At 70.9% G+C, this 16877-nt stretch carries 15 protein-coding genes; 7 read left to right on the top strand and 8 right to left on the bottom strand.

What is annotated here, in order from left to right; genetic code table 11:
* Positions 1-296 precede the first annotated feature (296 nt).
* The gene (locus AOQ53_RS33470; RefSeq protein WP_059423015.1) at positions 297-1247 is read right to left on the bottom strand and encodes an NADP-dependent oxidoreductase; all 951 of its coding nucleotides are present in this window, start codon (positions 1245-1247) and stop codon (positions 297-299) included.
* A gap of 71 nt (positions 1248-1318) precedes the next feature.
* On the opposite strand from AOQ53_RS33470, the gene AOQ53_RS33465 reads away from it, so the two are divergent.
* Positions 1319-2266 carry a GlxA family transcriptional regulator gene (locus AOQ53_RS33465; RefSeq protein WP_059423014.1) on the top strand — a complete coding sequence of 316 codons (948 nt, stop codon included), beginning with the start codon at positions 1319-1321 and terminating at the stop codon, positions 2264-2266.
* 732 nt (positions 2267-2998) lie between these two features.
* Here AOQ53_RS33465 and AOQ53_RS33460 read toward each other — a convergent pair.
* The 6 genes from AOQ53_RS33460 to aztA form a co-directional block, all read right to left on the bottom strand.
* Positions 2999-3769, bottom strand: a complete 771-nt coding sequence (locus tag AOQ53_RS33460) for an ABC transporter ATP-binding protein (protein WP_078945621.1) — start codon at positions 3767-3769, stop codon at positions 2999-3001.
* Positions 3762-4688, bottom strand: a complete 927-nt coding sequence (locus AOQ53_RS33455) for an ABC transporter ATP-binding protein (RefSeq protein WP_059423040.1) — start codon at positions 4686-4688, stop codon at positions 3762-3764. The genes AOQ53_RS33460 and AOQ53_RS33455 overlap by 8 nt, the downstream gene beginning before the upstream one ends.
* A 56-nt stretch (positions 4689-4744) precedes the next feature.
* On the bottom strand, positions 4745-5626 hold the full coding sequence (locus AOQ53_RS33450; RefSeq protein WP_059423012.1) for an ABC transporter permease: 882 nt from the start codon (positions 5624-5626) through the stop codon (positions 4745-4747).
* Entirely contained in the window at positions 5616-6584 is a 969-nt protein-coding gene (locus AOQ53_RS33445) for an ABC transporter permease (protein ID WP_059423038.1), read from the bottom strand. The genes AOQ53_RS33450 and AOQ53_RS33445 overlap by 11 nt, the downstream gene beginning before the upstream one ends.
* Before the next feature lie 35 nt (positions 6585-6619).
* Positions 6620-8206 (bottom strand): ABC transporter substrate-binding protein, encoded by a 1587-nt coding sequence (locus tag AOQ53_RS33440; RefSeq protein WP_059423011.1) that lies wholly within the window; start codon positions 8204-8206, stop codon positions 6620-6622.
* 327 nt (positions 8207-8533) lie between these two features.
* Complete coding sequence (gene aztA, locus AOQ53_RS33435) at positions 8534-9277, bottom strand: zinc ABC transporter ATP-binding protein AztA (RefSeq protein WP_059423036.1); 744 nt, start codon at positions 9275-9277, stop codon at positions 8534-8536.
* 16 nt (positions 9278-9293) lie between these two features.
* On the opposite strand from aztA, the gene aztB reads away from it, so the two are divergent.
* From aztB to AOQ53_RS33405, 6 genes are all read left to right on the top strand, one after another.
* Complete coding sequence (gene aztB, locus AOQ53_RS33430) at positions 9294-10151, top strand: zinc ABC transporter permease AztB (protein WP_059423009.1); 858 nt, start codon at positions 9294-9296, stop codon at positions 10149-10151.
* Positions 10152-10168: 17 nt separating this feature from the next.
* Positions 10169-11398, top strand: a complete 1230-nt coding sequence (locus tag AOQ53_RS33425) for a PQQ-binding-like beta-propeller repeat protein (RefSeq protein WP_059423008.1) — start codon at positions 10169-10171, stop codon at positions 11396-11398.
* Entirely contained in the window at positions 11395-12354 is a 960-nt protein-coding gene (aztC, locus tag AOQ53_RS33420) for a zinc ABC transporter substrate-binding protein AztC (RefSeq protein WP_059423006.1), read from the top strand. The genes AOQ53_RS33425 and aztC overlap by 4 nt, the downstream gene beginning before the upstream one ends.
* A 93-nt stretch (positions 12355-12447) precedes the next feature.
* Positions 12448-13650 carry a zinc metallochaperone AztD gene (gene aztD, locus AOQ53_RS33415; protein ID WP_059423005.1) on the top strand — a complete coding sequence of 401 codons (1203 nt, stop codon included), beginning with the start codon at positions 12448-12450 and terminating at the stop codon, positions 13648-13650.
* Positions 13651-14413: 763 nt separating this feature from the next.
* Positions 14414-14776, top strand: coding sequence for a hypothetical protein (locus AOQ53_RS33410; protein WP_148640408.1), 363 nt, complete (start codon positions 14414-14416; stop codon positions 14774-14776).
* A 2-nt stretch (positions 14777-14778) separates the two neighbouring features.
* On the top strand, positions 14779-15222 hold the full coding sequence (locus AOQ53_RS33405) for a hypothetical protein (protein ID WP_059423001.1): 444 nt from the start codon (positions 14779-14781) through the stop codon (positions 15220-15222).
* 268 nt (positions 15223-15490) lie between these two features.
* On the opposite strand, the gene AOQ53_RS33400 is transcribed toward AOQ53_RS33405, so the two are convergent.
* Positions 15491-16877 (bottom strand): ABC transporter ATP-binding protein (locus tag AOQ53_RS33400; RefSeq protein WP_059423000.1); only part of this gene is annotated, 1387 nt, incomplete at its 5' end.

Genomic DNA, 16877 nt, shown 5'->3' with positions numbered 1-16877 from the left:
GGACTCCGACCAGGAAGCCGGCGCCCGCTGAACCGGGTTCGTCGCAGACGCGGGCCCTCCGGTCCCGGAACAGGCCCGTCGGCCAGGTCGGGCCTGCTCCCGCCGGTGCATACACGGAGCCGTCCAGGCACGGGCAACGCGATCTCCGACACTTCCTCCTCGCCACTGCCTGGCGCTTCTCCGGCGCGGTCCCTGTCGGCCGCCTGCGCCGGCGCACACACAGGTTGCCCAGGGTCGGCCGTGGGTGCCGATGCGATTCTGCCGGGCGTTCCGGGACCCACACGATCAGCTCTGAGTCAGTCGACCACCACGACCAGCTTGCCCGTGGTCCGGCCGGTTTCGCCGAGCGCGTGCGCCTTGGCGGCTTCGGCCAGCGGGAAGGTGCCGGCGATCGTGGCGCGCAGCCGGCCCGCCTCGACGAGCGCCGCAATCTCCTTCATCCCGGTGTGGTCGGCGTCGACGAGCATCTCGGTCGCACGCACCCCGAGCTTCTCGGCCTCCCGGGGCAGTTCCTGCGAGCCCCGCGGCACGAGCGTGACCAGGAATCCGCCCTTGCGCAGGATCCGCAGCGAGCGGTGGAGGTAGTCGCCGCCGACCGTGTCCAGCACGACGTCTACATCCCGTACGGCCGCGGCGAAGTCGGTCTCCCGATAGTCGATCAACTCGTCCGCGCCCAGCCCGCGCAGGAACTCGTGCTTGCCCACGCTCGCCGTGCCGATCACGTACGCTCCCCGCGCCTTGGCGATCTGCACGGCCACATGTCCGACGCCGCCGGCCGCCGCGTGGATCAGGACCCGCTGCCCGGGCTGGACGTTCGCCGTCTCGACCAGGGCCTGCCAGGCGGTCAGTGAGACCAGCGGGAGCGCGCCCGCCTGCGTGTGGTCGACGTTTGAGGGCTTGGGCGCGAAGGTGCGGGCAGGGGCGGTGACGTACTCGGCGTGCGAGCCATGACCGAACGGGTAGGACAGCATGCCGAAGACCTCGTCACCCGGCCTGAAGAGGGCGACACCGGTGCCCGTCGCCTCGACCACGCCGGAGACGTCCCAGCCGAGGACGAAGGGCGGCTCGCCGAGGAAGCGGCCGGTGGCGCGGTGCTTCCAGTCGGTCGGGTTGACCCCGGCGGCGCGCACCCGGACCAGTACTTCGTTCGGACGTGGCGCGGGGCGCTCGACCTCCACCTCCTTGAGGACGTCGGGACCACCGAGAATGTCCTGGCTGATGGCGCGCATCGTGTGCTGAGTGCTCATGGTGTCCCAGCCTGCCCCAGCGCGTCCGCCCGGAAAATGGCCTGGTGGCCAGCCTTCGATAGGATCGTGCCATGCGGCATGTGCACAGGGTCGTGGTTCTGGCGCTCGACGGGGTCTACCCCTTCGAACTCGGCATCCCCAGCCGGATCTTCGGCGCCGCCGACGACCGGTACGAGGTGCTGACCTGCACCGTCGACGGGCATCCGGTGCGCAGTAACGCGGACTTCACCATCACCGCCGAGCACGGCCCCGAGCTCCTGGCCACGGCCGACACCGTGGTCGTCGCGCCCATCTCGCCGTCGTGTGTCACCGCAGAGCTTCCGGGCGAGGTCACTGCCGCGCTCGCGTGGATCCGGCCAGGCACGCGCATCGTCTCCATCTGCACCGGCGCCTTCGTGCTCGCCGCGGCCGGGCTCCTCGACGGCCGCAAGGCGACCACGCACTGGCGGCAGGCGGACCGGTTCCGGCTCATGTTCCCGCACGTCGCCCTCGACCCGGATGTGCTCTTCGTCGACGACGACCCCATCCTGACCTCGGCCGGAGCCGCCTCTGGGGTCGACGTCTGCCTGCACATCGTGCGAAAGGACCACGGCAGCCGGCTCGCCAACACGGTCGCCCGCCGCTGTGTGGTGCCGCCGTTCCGGGACGGCGGCCAGGCGCAGTACATCGAGCAGCCGGTCCCCGAGAACGGGGCCGCGAGCACGGCCGCCACCCGCGCCTGGGCCCTCGAACGCCTCGGCGAGCCGCTGACGCTGGCCGACCTCGCCGCCCACGCCCGGATGAGCCGGCGCACCTTCGCCCGCCGCTTCAACGACGAGGTGGGCCTCAGCCCCGGCCGCTGGCTGATCCAGCAGCGTGTAGCCCGGGCCCGGGACCTGCTGGAGTCCAGCGACCTGTCGGTGGACCAGATCGCCGGCCGGGTCGGCTTCGCCACCGGCGCCTCCCTTCGCCAGCACCTGCATGCGGCGATCGGCGTCTCCCCGCAGGCGTACCGGCGTACGTTCCAGGCGGCACGCTAGTGACTGCGGGAGAGCGCTCGAAGGGTACGTCGGCTCTCATCGGCGTGGACTCATCGCCTGCGAGAGCCTTGGGGCACCTGCTGCCGGACCTGTGGCAAAAGGCAGAGGGCCGTCTGCCTGCCGAGGCCGGGCCCTTGCGGGCCACCCCGCTCGAGGAGACGCGCGTGCGCTGACCGGCGAGGTCAGCGCTGTTGATGCCGGCCGATCCGGTCCGTGGTCGGCGGTGGGCGGGGGCACCGCCGTGCGATCGCGGGCGCACGACGCAGGCCGTCGATGTCGTCGATCAGGGTACTTCCGTCACCTTACCCGCGCTGCCGACTTCAGTCCCCGCCACTGTGGACTCCCGGCCCTCCAACCGGCGTAAGGAGCTCAGACGCGCCATGCACTCCCTCGACGCGGCCCGGGACATGCCGAGGAACGGGGCCTACGCAAGCACACCGCCCGATGCCCGACCCGCAGGACCAATACGTCCTGCTCCAACGCATCGAGGCAGCCGCTCTTGGACGATCTCGAAGGCGACCTGGCCCAGGCCACTGAGGTCGCGCCGCTTCGAGCCGGGGAAAGAGAACGGGAAGTGCCGAGTTTCGAGGGGACGTGCTGCCTGCGTGTGCCAGACGCTGCGCGACACGGGCACCGACTTGCCCTGTTTCGGCCCGGGCCGATCTCAAAGCGGCGTTCGCCCTGTGGGCGTGTACGACAGATTTCTGTACGTGGCGATGAGGGTCGGCCTGCTCAGGCCGCTCCGTGAGAGCGTTTCGGCACCAACTTGTCGCGGGAGTTGGCCTCTGGCTCGTACACCGCCTGCCTTGTCCACTGCCGCTGGAGCCTTTCCGTTGTCGGCGGGGTGCTGCCGGTGACGTCGTCCCAGTGGAGTGTGCGGTCGCACCAGCGGTCCAGGAGCACCTGGTCGTGGCCGACGGCGAGGAGGCCGGCGCCGGTGGTGGTGCGGTAGTCCTCGACTGCCGTCACCAGCGCGGCGGTGGTGGAGGCGTCGAGCATGGCGGTCATCTCGTCGCAGATCAGCCAGCGCGGACGCAGTACGAGGGCGCGGGCGAGGCAGGCGCGTTGGAGCTGGCCGTCGCTGACCTCGTGGGGGCGACGGTCGAGGAGGTCGGGGGTGAGGCCGACGGCCTGGGCCAGTTCGGCGACGCGGTCGGGGACAGCGTCGCGGCGGCCGACCGCGCGCAGGGGCTCGGCGATCAGGTCGGTGAGCCGCAGCCGGGGGTCCGCGGAGAGGCGGGGCTGCTGGAAGACCACGCCGAAGGCGGTGCGCTGGGCGCGCGGGGCGCGGTGGCGCCAGCGGCGTACGGGTTCGCCGTCGAGGAGGAGGGCGCCCGAGTCGGGGCGGTGCAGCAGGGCCGCGACCCGGGCGAGCGTGGACTTGCCGCAGCCGCTGGGGCCGAGCAGGCCGACGGACTCACCGGGGGCGACGGTCAGGGAGGCCCCTCGCACCACCGGGGCCTTCCTGTCGTATCCGGCGGTGATGCCACGCAGTTCAAGCACGGATGCCCTCCCGAACGTGCGGATGGTGACAGGCGGTTCCGGCGGCCGTCGGCGGCAGGGTGGCGCAGGCTTCGGACGCGCGCTCGCAGCGGGGGGCGAAGGCACACCCGTCGGGCAGATCGCCGAGTTCGGGCGGCATTCCGGGGATCGCGGTGAAGGCGCGCTCCGGGAGTGCCTGGAGCAGGCCGCGGCTGTAAGGGTGCCGGGGGCCGGGGGCGCCGAAGAACGTTTCCGCGTCGGTGAGTTCGACGATCCGTCCCGCGTACATCACGGCCACCCGGTCGGCGATGCGCTCGGCGGCCGTGAGGTCATGGGTGATCATCAGCAGGGCGCGACGCGTGCCCTCCCCGTCGCCGGCGTCGACATGGCGCCGTAGTTCGTCGACGGTGTGGTCCACCAGGTCGCGGTCGAGTCCGGTGGTCGGCTCGTCGGCGAGCAGCAGCGGCGCGTCGCCGACGAGGGCGAGGGCGGTGGCGGCGCGCTGGGCGAGGCCGCCTGAGAGCTCGTGCGGGTGGCGGTCGAGGTGGTCCATGGGGAACGCGGCGCGCTCGGCGGCCGTCTCGGCCGCGACCCGTACGACCGCACGTCCACGGGTACGGGTCAGCGCGGCGACGGTTTCCTCCAGGTGGGAGCGGACCGTGCGCACGGGGGTGAGGTGTGCGGCCGGGCTCTGCGGTATGAGCCCGATCAGACGGCCCCGCACCGTCCGGGCGAGAGTGCGCTCGTCGGCGGCGAGCAGATCCAGGTCGCCGATGCGGGCCTCGCCCGCTGCCTGGGCGTTGGCGGGGAGCAGGCCGAGGAGGGCGGAGGCGAGGACCGACTTGCCGCAGCCGCTCTCACCGATCAGGGCGAGGCACTCGCCGGCCGCCACGTCGAAGTGCGCGTCGGTGACGGCGGCGATCCGCCGCCCGCCGGGCATGAGGAAGCGCACGGACAGCCCGCGCACCGACAGGACGGGACGTCGCTCTGCGAGCGTCACAGCATCAGCTCCGATCGGCGGCGGGGGTTGATCCGCTCCCGCCAGGCTCCGGTGAGTCCGGCGATGGCGAGGGTGGGGATGATGATGAACAGGCCGGGGAAGAGGGTGGGCCACCACTGCCCGGCCAGCAGCGAGCCCCGGGCGCCCTGGATGAGGGTGCCGAGGCTGGCGGTGTGGGTGGGCAGGCCGAGTCCGAGGAAGGACAGGGCCGACTCGTGCCACATGGCGTGCGGCACCATCAGTACGGCGGCCAGCGCGGCCTGGGGGAGTACGGCGGGCAGCAGATGCCGCACGACCACTCGCCACCGGGACGCGCCCCCGGACACGGCGGCGTCGATGTACGGCCGGGAACGCAGGGACAGCACCTCGGCGCGGACGATCCGCGCGGTGGACAGCCAGTGGGTGAGCGCGACCGAGACCACCACCGGCCAGATGCCGGGCCGGAACATGGCGACGATGAAGATGCCGAGCAGCAGGTGAGGCACGGAGGAAAACGTGTCGACCAGCCGCATGACGGCCCGGTCGACCCAGCCGCCCAGCGCTCCAGCGGTGGCTCCGACGGCCGTGCCGATCACGGTCGCCGTGAGTGCCGCCGCCACCCCGACCAGCAGGGAGACCCGCAGGCCGTAGACGCAGCGCAGGAGCAGGTCCCGGCCGAGGTCGTCGGTGCCGAAGGGATGGCTCCAACTCGGCGCCAGCAACTTGGCGGCCAGGTCGACGGCCTGCTGGTCGAGCTGGACCAGCGGGGGCACCAGGAGGACGGCCAGCACCGTCGCGGTCACCAGTGCGGCCGAGACGCGTACGCGTACCGCCCGGGTGGAGCGGCGGTTGCCGCCGTACGACCGCCAGGCGGCATCGGCCGTGGGTTCACATGTCACTGAACTTCACCCTCGGGTCGAAGAGTCCGTAGAGCAGGTCCGCGAGCAGGTTGCCGAGGAGCACGGCAGCGGTGGCGAGCGTGGTCAGGGCGGCGAGCAGCGGGAAGTCGACGGCGGTGGCCGCTTCCACGGTGGCCGCCGCGATGCCGGGCCAGCTGAAGACGCTCTCCACCAGCAGGGCGCCGGTGATGAGTTCCGGGACGCGGGAGCCGACCAGCGTGAGGACTGGCAGCAGTCCGGAGCGCAGGGCGTGGCCGAGCAGGACGGTGCGCTCGCTCAGCCCCCTGGCCCGGGCGCCGCGCACGGGGTCCTCGGCGAGCGCGTCGCCGACGCCCTGGCGGACGTACAAGGTGAACCAGGGGAGTTGGGAGACGGCGAGCACTCCGGCGGGCAGCACGAGATGGCTCGCCACCTGCCCCGGCGTGACCTGCTCGCTGGCGGTGTCGGTGAGGCCGCCGACCGGGAGCACGCCCCACTGGAGGGCGAACAGCCAGACGGCCAGCAGGGCGATCCAGAAGACGGGCGCCGCCTCCAGGGAGTAGGCCAGCGAGGTGACGGTCCGGTCGAGCGCGGATCCGGGACGGCGGGCCGCCAGCACGCCGAGCACGGTGCCGGTCAGCACGGCCACCACGAAGGCGACGGCGCACAACAGCGCGGACCAGACGAGGCGTTCGCCGATGACCTGGGCGACCGGCTGCCGCAGCACGCTGGAGTGACCGAGGTCGCCGCCGAGCGCGGAGGTCAGCCAGTCCCACCAGCGGGAGGTGAACGGCTGGTCCATGCCGAGGTTCTCCCGCAGCCGCTCCAGGGTCCGTGCGTCGGCACCGAGGGCGGCCGTGCCCGCGTACGCCTTGACCGGGTCGAAGGGGGAGGCGGCGGCGATCGCGAAGACGCCGAACGTCACGACGAGGAGGACGGGGGCGGCGAACAGCAGTCGCCGCCCCGCCAGGCGTGCCATCGCCCCCCAGGGCAGGGAGGACTTCAGGGCGGACGTCACTTCTTCGGCTGCCAGGCTTCGAGGTTCCACCACGGGCCGCTGGCGAAGCCGTGCTCGTGCGGCTCGACCTGCGTGGTCAGTCCGTCCCAGCGGTCGGCGAGGACGTAGACGTGGTTGATGTGGGTGAGGAAGGTGTAGCCGGGGTCCTTCACCAGTTCGCGCTGGAGGCTGCCGTAGGCGGCTTTCCGGGTCGCCGGGTCCGAGCTGCGGCGGCCGGTGTCGAGCGCCTTGTCCACGGCCGGGTTGTCGTAGCGGGCCATGTTGTTGAAGCCGTCGCCGGCGAGCGAGGAGTGCAGCAGGGTGTAGAGGCCGAAGTCGGGGTCGCCGTTGCTGCCGAAGCCGGCGAGGACCGCGGTGTTCTTCATCCGCGGCTCGATGACCTCCCAGGTGGCGCTCTCCGCTCGCACGTCGATGCCGGCCTTCTTGGCGTCGGAGGCGTAGGCGAGGGCGTGGTCCTGGCGGACCTTGTCGCCCGAGGGGTACAGGAGGGTGAAGGACGCTCGCTGCCCGTCCTTGGCGCGGATGCCGCCGTCGCCGGCCTTCCAGCCCGCCTGGTCGAGGATCCGCTCGGCCTCGGCGAGGTCCTGCTCGCGTTCGACGCCCTCGGCGAACCAGGGATCGTCGACGGGCAACGGTCCGTACGCTGGCCGGCCGGCGCCATCGAGGATCTTGTCGACCATGGCCTGGCGGTCCACGGCGGCGTCCAGGGCCTGGCGGACGGCACGATCCCCGGTGACCTTGTTCTCGGTGGGAAGAGTGACGGTGCGGAAGTCGTACGTCTTGGCGTCGTAGGTCTTCTTCGCCGTGTCGTCCTTGAAGGTGGCGGCAAGGTTGGGCGGGAGCACCGCGCCGTCGAGGTCGCCGGAGCGCAGGCGGGTGGCGCGCACGTCGTCGTCCTCGATGATCGCCATGGTCACCTTCTTCACCTTCGGCGCGCCGCCCCAGTAGGTGGGGTTGGCCTTGAAGGTGAGCTTCTCGCCCTTGCTCCAGGAGGCGAGGACGTACGGTCCGGTGCCGATGGGCTTGGTGTTGAAGGCTCCGGTGTTGGGGTCCTGCTTGCCGGCGATGTGCTCCGGGACGATGGGCAGCACCGTGCGCCCGGCGAAGGGCGCGTAGGGGTACTTGAGGGTGAAGACGACCTTGCCGTCGCCGTCCGCCCGCACCTCCTTGATGGCGTCCAGCTCGCTGCGGGAGGTGTTGTTGGTCTTCGCGTCGAGGATCGTCCTGTACGTGAAGACCACGTCGGCGGAGGTCAGCGGCTCGCCGTCGCTGAACTTCACGCCCTCGCGCAGGGTGTACGTGTAGGTGAGGCCGTCGGCGGTGACCTTGGGCAGCGCCTTGGCCAGGGCCGGTCTCAGCTTCAGCTCGGAGTCCCGGGCCAGCAGACCGTCGAAGACCTTCGAGTTGCCGTCCTTGCCGTAGCCGAGCAGCGGGCTGAGGGTGTCCGGCTCTGAGGCCACGCCGATGACGACGGAATCGGCGGATCCGGTGGCCTCCGTGCTGCCGCTGGGGGCCGAACACGCGGCGACTCCGGTCAGTAGCGCCGCTGCGGCAGCGGCTCCTCGTATCCGTCGGAGCGTCATGGACCTCACACCCTTATTGCTGATGGAACGTTGTTGCATCATATTTGCAACTAGCTACCCAAGTCGTGCCGGGGTCAGTCCGTCGCAGCGCGCTCGCCTGCGTGACCAGGCCCGGCAGTGCTGTCACGGACGCTGGGCATCAGGGCAAGGCTGCATCCGTGGCTGGGGCCACTTCTGTGACCCCTCCGTCCTGTGCGACCGGTCCGCGGTGTCCGGCCTGGTCGCCTCCAAGCCAACCGGATGGTCGTGTCGGCACGTACGGCACCGGCGCCCCCTGGTGCATGTATCAGCGCCACATGAGCCACGAGACATGACGGGGTCGTCGCGTCAGGCTGATTGCCAGATCTGGGCGAGCGTCGAGGGGTTGAGGAGTTGCTCCGGATCACCTTGTCCCGCCAGGTGGCCGTCGCTGAGAAGAAGGCAGGTGTCGGCTGAGCGCGCGGCTTCGAGGTCGTGCGTGGCCTGGACGACGGTCACCCCGTCGGCGACCAGTTCCGTCAGCAGCGCGGCGATGCGGTCCCTTGCCTCGGGATCGAGTCCCGTGGTCGGCTCGTCCAGGAGGAGCAGGTCCGATTCCTGGGCGAGTCCCTGGGCGATCAGGGCGCGTTGCCTTTGCCCGCCGGACAGTTCCCCGAGCTGGCGTGTGGCGAGGTCGGTGATGCCCAGTCGCTCCATGGCCTGGTCCACGGTGGCGTGGTCCTGCCGGGTCAGCCGGCGCCACGGCCCGCGTTCGCCCCAGCGCCCCATCTCTACCGTCTGCCTGACCGTCAGCGGCAGTGCGTCACCAACTGCGCCGCGCTGCGGGACGAACGCGGGCGGCCGGTTGCCGACGTGACGGAGCTCGCCTGATGTGGGTCGAATCACGCCGGCCAACACTCCGAGCAAGGTGGACTTCCCGCTGCCGTTCGGGCCGACGAGTGCCGTGATGGCCAACGCCGGTATATCGGCGTCGAGTTGTTGGAGGACAGTGCGGCCGGGATAGCCGGCGGACAGCCCGGTGAAGTGGACGCGTGACGTCCCGCCCTCGGCGACGGCGGGGGAGATTCCCTGTTTTATGAACATGATTTTCATCGTAGTGTGTTGATCCATGGAGTGGTTGACGGGCCCTTTCGAGGTGACCTTCGTGCAAAGGGCGCTGTGGGGCGGGATGTTGGTGTCGGCGATCTGCGCCCTGGCCGGCACCTGGGTGGTGCTCAGGGGGATGGCCTTCCTCGGCGACGCCATGTCGCACGGGCTGCTGCCCGGAGTCGCGCTCGCCGCATTGTTCGGCGGCAACCTGCTGGTGGGGGCGCTGCTGAGCGCGGCCGTCATGACGGCCGGCGTCACCGCCCTCGGCCGCACCCCGAGGCTGTCCCAGGACACCGGGATCGGCCTGCTGTTCGTGGGGATGCTGTCGCTCGGTGTCATCATCGTCTCGCGCTCGCAGTCCTTCGCGGTCGACCTGACCGGGTTCCTCTTCGGTGACGTCCTCGCCGTCCGCGAGCAGGACCTGGTGCTGCTGGGTGTGGCGCTGCTGCTGGCGCTGGTCGTCTCGGTCCTCGGCCACCGGGCCTTCCTCGCCCTGGCGTTCGACCCGCGCAAGGCGCAGACGCTCGGTCTGCGCCCGCGCCTCGCTCACGCAGTGCTGCTCGGCCTGCTGGCGCTGGCCATCGTCGCCTCCTTCCACATCGTGGGGACGCTGCTGGTCCTGGGGCTGCTCATCGCCCCGCCCGCGGCCGCGCTGCCCTGGGCGCGCAGTGTGCGGGGCCTCATGACTCTCGCGGCGCTGCTCGGCATCACCGCCACCTTCGGTGGCCTGTTGCTGTCCTGGCACTTGAGCACCGCGGCCGGCGCGACCATCTCGGGCCTCGCGGTGAGCCTGTTCTTCCTCTCCCACCTGGCATCCCGTCTCCGCCACCACCGCCGTGCGCGCCTCGCCGGTGCTCACGCCGCGGCCACCCACTGATTGAAGAGGCGATCGCTTTGTTCGTCCGGAGAAACGTCACTGCTTGGGTGCCCACCGCGCTCGTGGCCGTCTGTCTGCTCACCACGAGCTGCGCGGGTCAGGACGACACCGCGTCCGCCCCGAGGACGACTCCCTCGGCCTCTGCTCCGCACGGTTACGTTGAGGGGGCCCAGGAGAAGGCCGAGCAGCAGTCCCGGCTGGTGCTCAACGACCCGGTCACCGGCGACACCCGGGTCCTCGATCTGATCACCGGGAAGACGCACGAGGTGCCCCGGACTTCGGGCACCACCAAACTCACCACTGACGGCCGCTTCGGCTACTTCCACACCGCAGGCAGCACGCGCGCCCTGGACAGCGGAGCCTGGATGGTGGACCACGGCGACCACGTCCACTACTACCGCGCGGCGATACGTGACGTGGGCCGGCTGCCCGCAGGCCCGGGCAGCCGCGTCCGCAGCGATGCCGCCGTCACAGCGGTGACCGACAAGGACGGGCGGGCCAGGATCTACCGCCGGGCCGGTCTGGAGAAGGGCAAGGTCGGCTCCGCCCGCCCGCTGCCCGGCACACACGCGGGAGCTGTCGTGCCGTACGCGGAGCACCTGCTCGGCGTCACGGACGACGGGAAGGTCGCGGTGTACGACCGCGAGGGCAAGCGGGCCGCGTCGCCAGACGCCGGGTGCGAGGAGGTGCGGGGCGACGCCGTCACCCGGCGCGGCGTCGTCCTCGGCTGCGCCGACGGCGCCCTGCTCGTCCGCGAGGCCGACGGCACCTTCACCGCCGAGAAGATCCCGTACGGCGACGACGTACCCGAGAAGGAGCGGGCCACGGCCTTCCGGCACCGGCCCGGCAGCGACACGCTCACGGCACCGGCCGGGGAGCGGGCCGTGTGGGTGCTGGACGTCGGTGAGCGGACGTGGCAACGGGTGAAGACCGGGCCCGTCGTCTCCGCAAACACCGCGGGAGAGGGTTCCGTCCTGATCGTCCTGGAGACCGACGGAGCGCTCCACGGCTACGACATCGCCACCGGCAAGCAGGTCTCCAGGACGAAGCCGCTTCTGACAGGCGCCCCCGAGACCGACAGCGCAGGGCCTGCGGTGCCAGTCATCGAGGTCGACCGCAGCCGCGCCTACCTCAACGATCCCAAGGGCAAACGCGTGTACGAGATTGACTACAACGACAACCTGCGCGTCGCGCGCACCTTCGACCTGGACATCGAGCCGGCTCTGATGGTGGAGACCGGACGATGACGAGACAGACGCAAGAGCCGCGGCGGCTGCGCACCCTCCTGCTGGCCCTGCTCACCCTCGCCCTGGCCGGTGCCGGCACCGGCTGTACGAGCGGCGACGACCGGCCCCGGGTGGTGGTGACGACCAACATTCTGGGCGACATCACGCAGGAGATCGTCGGCGACGAGGCCGATGTGACCGTGATGATGAAGCCGAACGCCGACCCGCACTCCTTCGGCCTGTCGGCCATGCAGGCCGCCGAGTTGGAGCGTGCCGACCTGGTGGTCTTCAACGGACTGGGCCTGGAGGAGAACGTACTGCGGCACGTGGACGCCGCCCGCGAGGCAGGAGTGGCCACCTTCGAGGCCGGCAAGGCGGTGGACCCATTCACCTTCCAGGCCCACGACGACGGAGGACCCGAGGAGGAGGCCGGGCAGCCCGATCCTCACTTCTGGACCGACCCCGACCGCGTCCGCAAAGCCGTGGGCCTGATCGCCGACCAGGTCGTCGAGCACGTGGACGGCGTGGACGAGAAGGCGATCCGCGCCAACGCCGACCGCTACGACGACCAACTCGCCCACCTCACCGCCTGGATGGAGAAATCCTTCGACCGCATACCCGAACAGCGGCGCGCGTTGGTGACCAACCACCACGTCTTCGGCTACCTCGCCGAACGCTTCGGCTTCCGGGTGATCGGCGCGGTGATCCCGAGTGGTACGACGCTGGCCTCGCCCAGCTCCTCCGACCTGCGCTCGCTCACCCAGGCCATGCGCAAGGCAGGCGTACAAACCGTGTTCGCCGACTCCTCCCAGCCCAAGCGGCTGGCCGAGGTCCTGCGCACCGAACTGAGCGGCCAGGTGCGGGTCGTCGAGCTCTACTCCGAATCCCTGACCGAAAAGGGCAAGGGCGCCGGCACCTACCTGCAGATGATGCGCGCCAACACCACCGCCATGACCGACGGCCTGACCGGCGCCTGAACCAGCGCCCCTGACGTGGACACCGGCCGACCGGCCGCTCAAGCACACCCGCACTCACTGCCGCGCCCGCGCGGCACAGAAAGGAACACCCCGGTGAACAAGCCGATACGCAACAGAGCCATCACGGGCACGGCCCTCGCCCTGGCCGCGTCCGCGGTCCTGACCGCCTGCGGAGGAGAGGACAACTCCTCGTCGTCCGACGCGAAGGCCAAGAACGCGCCGAACACCAAGGCCGTAGCGGTCAAGGACCCGCTGGTCGCCACGTTCGACGGCGGCCTGTACGTCCTGGACGCCGAGAGCCTGAAGCTCGCCAACACGATCGAGCTGCCCGGCTTCAACCGCCTCAACCCCGCCGGCGACGACTCCCACGTCATCGTCTCCACCGACTCCGGATTCCGCGTCCTGAACGCCGCCGAACAGACTTTCCCCGGCATCGAGTACAAGGGCGCCAAGCCCGGCCACGTCGTCCAGCACGCCGGTAAGACGGTCCTGTTCACCGACGGCACCGGTGAGGTCAACGTCTTCGACCCCGCCGACCTCAAGGGTGGCAAGAAGCCGGAAGGCCGCACCTACACCTCCGCCGAACCGCACCACGGCGTCGCCATCGAACTGACCAACGGCGAACTCCTCACCACCCTCGGCACCGAGGAGAAGCGCACCGGCGCCCTCGTCCTGGACAAGAACAACAAGGAGATCAAGCGCAACGAGAACTGCCCCGGCGTCCACGGCGAGGCCACCGCCAAGGGCGAGGCCGTCGGCATCGGCTGCGAGGACGGCATCCTGATCTACAAGAACGGCAAGTTCACCAAGGTCGACGCCCCCGACGACTACGGCCGCATCGGCAACCAGCGCGGCAGCGACACCTCGCCCATCCTCCTGGGCGACTACAAGACCGACCCGGAGGCCGAACTGGAGCGGCCGACCCGCATCTCCCTCATCAACACCGAGACCGGAAAGCTGCGCCTGGTCGACCTGGGCACCAGCTACTCCTTCCGCTCGCTCGGCCGCGGGCCCCAGGGCGAGGCCCTCCTCCTCGGCACCGACGGCAACCTCCACGTCATCGACCCCGAGACGGGCAAGGTCGAGAAGAAGATCCCCGTCGTGGACGAATGGCAGGAGCCGCTGGACTGGCAGCAGCCCCGGCCCACCCTCTTCGTCCGCGACAACACCGCGTACGTTTCCGAACCGGGCAAGCGCCAACTGCATGCCATCGACATCGAATCGGGCAAGAAGGTTACCTCTGTGACCCTGCCGAAGAGCACCAACGAACTCTCCGGCGTCGTCGCCGGCCACTGATCCCCCGACCTCGGTGAGGCCGCCCCACACCGGGCACCGGCTTGTCGTTACCGCGCCGGTGCACCGCGGTCTCACCGAGGTGGTCCGAGCGGACCCGTGACCCGGGACCTGCCGCTGCGAGGCGCGGGCCACGGGGCTCATCGGTCCTCATGGGGCTGAACGGCATGCACCTGCTGCGGCGGCGCGGAAGCGGGTGTGTGAGCGAGGGATCGGCTTACGGAGGAGGGCGCGACAGCCGTAGCCGGTCCCCGCATGAGCTGCGGTCGGCTGGGCAGTACGGCCAGGGTAGTCGAGGCAGGATGAGCCGGTACTCGTCAGCCTGCACTAGCGGCTGTGCGGCCAGCCCGGGGAGCATCTCCGCATACACCACCGACAGCCGGCCGTACAGAGCTGACGGCAGTCCGGCAAGCATGTGAGAGGTCAGGGGCAGTCGCTCGGACGGTCGCGGACGTGCGTGCCGGATGGGTGTCCGCGAGCCAGGCGGTGAGGCCGTCGTCGTGTGGTGCGTTGCCGTAGGAGCCGCAGGCCATGTAAGGGAAGCAGGGGCTCCCTTCCGGCGGCAGGCCGGCAGCCGGTGTGTCGGCCCACGCTCGCTGTGCCGGTGCGCTTGCTGTGCCACGACCCTGGATCGCAGGGACCGTTGCCGTTCCGGCGGTCTCATTGGCTTGCACGGCTGGTCAGCAGCCGAGGAGCCTGGAGGAGGTCGTCGAACGCCCGCTCGCAGGAGCGGAGGTTTCGCGCGCAGGCTGCTGTGCTCATGCGTATGGGCGTGCGCGGGGCACTCGTCGGCGCAGGCCACGCGGACGTGACGCTGAAGGCCGCGAAGCGCGAGGTGTCGTTGCGGTCCGACGACCCGAAGACCGGCGAACGGGAGCACCACGCGGCCGACGAGGTCGTGGTGTCCGTGCCCGACAAGGCGAAGAACACCGTCCCCAAGGAGGACGCGTACCGCTTCCTGGGGAAGGTTGAACGGCACCCTGACGAGCGCCCGACCCGGCCGATGTCAGTACCCCTCCTCCCGGGCCGAGTGGGTGGACGATCCGCGTCCGCCGTCTCATGCCGGAGCCGAACGGAAGACCGGTGCGTTCCCGTGGACGGGGCCGGAGAGGACCGGAAGGAACCGTGAGCATGATCGAGTGGGTGTCCCTCAGCACCGGAGCGAGGCCCGTCCCCCGGCCCGTGTCCACGCCGTTGGTGTGGGCTGCGGCTTTCGTCGGCGCCCTGCTGCTGGTGGCGCTCCTCAACACCCTGGTGGGTCAGGACCGGCCCGCACTCGCCCTGGCCGTGCTTTCCGTGCTGGCCGCGCTGCTGGGCCTGTGCGCCCGCTTCACCGCGGCCCCTGGCACGGCCGTCCTGTGCTGGCTCTTCCTCAACGGCTTCGCCATCCCGCCCGCCGGCATCCTGACTTGGGCCGGTGCGCGCGACACGTTCTGGCTCACCTGCTTGCTCACCGCGGCCCTCATAGGCACGGCGCTGGCCCGTCTGGTCCACGCGCGCGCGGCTTACCGCCGAGTCAGGGCAGACATTGGCCTCGCGGCAGCAGAACGGGGCGACGAGCCGCGCGGCTCCTGAGCTGAGGGCCACATTTCTTGTTCGCGACCGAGTTGGATGACGTGCTCAGCCGTGACTGAGTGCTGGCGGAGGACCATGCCCCTCGGACGCGGTACGCAGCCGACGTCCAGGATTCTGCCGTGCCATGCCCTGTGCATCTCGTGCAGGAGTGCTTCAAGGTCACTCGACTCGGCCGGTGCAACGCACCCTGGTCACGCTCGAAGAGGCAGGGTGGCCATGGACAGCCGCAGCGACGCCACCCGATGGAGGCGGTGGGCACGTGCGCCGGTCAGATGCCCGTTCCGGCCGCCAGGCGTGCAGTGGCCTCCATGAGCGAGATGGTGAACGGGTGCTTCGGGGTGGTCAGGATGCGTTGGGCAGGGCCCTGTTCGACGAGTTCGCCGGCGTCCAGGACGGCGATGCGGTGGGCCAGGGCCGCGGTGTCCAGATCGTGGGTGATCAGTACCAGGGACAGGTCGTCGCGGTCGCGGACGAGTGTGGTGAGGATGTCGAGGATGCCCCGGCGGGTGATTGTGTCGAGGCCGGAGGTGATCTCGTCGCAGATGAGGACGCGGGGGTGGGCGAGCAGGGCACGGGCGAGCGCGGCGCGCTGGAGTTCGCCACCGGAGAGCTGACCGGGGCGCCGGTGGACCAGGTCCTCCGGAAGTCCGAGGCGGGCCAGGGTGGCTCGGGCTTCCTGCGTCGCGGTGCCCGCGTCGGCGTGGCGCAGGCGGATCGCGGTGCGGGCGACCTGGTGGAGTACGGGGCGGTGTTCGTCGAAGGCGGCGCGCGCGTCCTGGAAGACGTACTGCACGGCCGCGAGGTGCGTGCGGCTGCGGTTGCGCAGGCTGTGGGGCAGCGGTGTGCCGTCGAGGACGATCTCTCCGTCGTGGTCACGGTGGAGGCCGGCGAGGCAGCGGGCGAGGGTCGTCTTGCCGCTGCCGGAGCGGCCGACCACGGCCAGGCACTCGCCCGGGTACAGGTCGAGTCGGGGGGTGCGCAGCACCACGGTCCTGCCGCGTGCGCCGGCGTGGTGGCGGGCGGTGAGGTCGCGGATCCGCAGGACGGGCTGCTCGGTGCCGCTCGGACTGTCCGGTTCCGGGAACTGCGGCTGCTCACTCAGTAGTTCGCGGGTCCATTCGTGCTGGGGCGCAAGCCAGACGCGTGGTGCCGGGCCTGACTCGACGACCCGGCCCGCCCGCATGACGATCACCTCGTCGGCGAGTGCGCGGACGACGTCCAGGTCGTGGCTGAGCAGGACGACGGCGATGCCGCGTGCCGCGACGGCCGCGAGCTGGTCGACGATGCGGCTCTTGGTCAGGGCGTCCTGGCCGGTGGTGGGCTCGTCGGCGACGATGACGCGGGCGCCGAGCAGCAGGGCCTGGGCGAGGACGACACGTTGCTGCTGGCCGCCGGAGAGCTGATGCGGGTAGCGCCCCAGCAGGGCCTCGGCGTCCGGGAGTTGGGCTTCAGCGAGGGACTGCAGGACGCGTTCGCGGGCCGCCAGCCGACGCTGCCCCAGCGGTAGGTGGCGGACCTGGGCGCGGGCGATGTCGGTCAGCAGCGCGGAGATACGGCGGGCTGGATTGAGGACGGCCGCCGGGTGCTGGGGGATGTAGCCGGTCAGGCCGTGGGCCGTCAGGCGTACGTCACCGGTGACGTGGGCGCCGGGCGGG

This window comes from Streptomyces azureus, from assembly GCF_001270025.1.
GTDB lineage: Bacteria > Actinomycetota > Actinomycetes > Streptomycetales > Streptomycetaceae > Streptomyces > Streptomyces azureus.
Note: the sequence above shows the minus strand (reverse complement) of the source record. Positions and strands in the feature narration are given on the sequence as shown.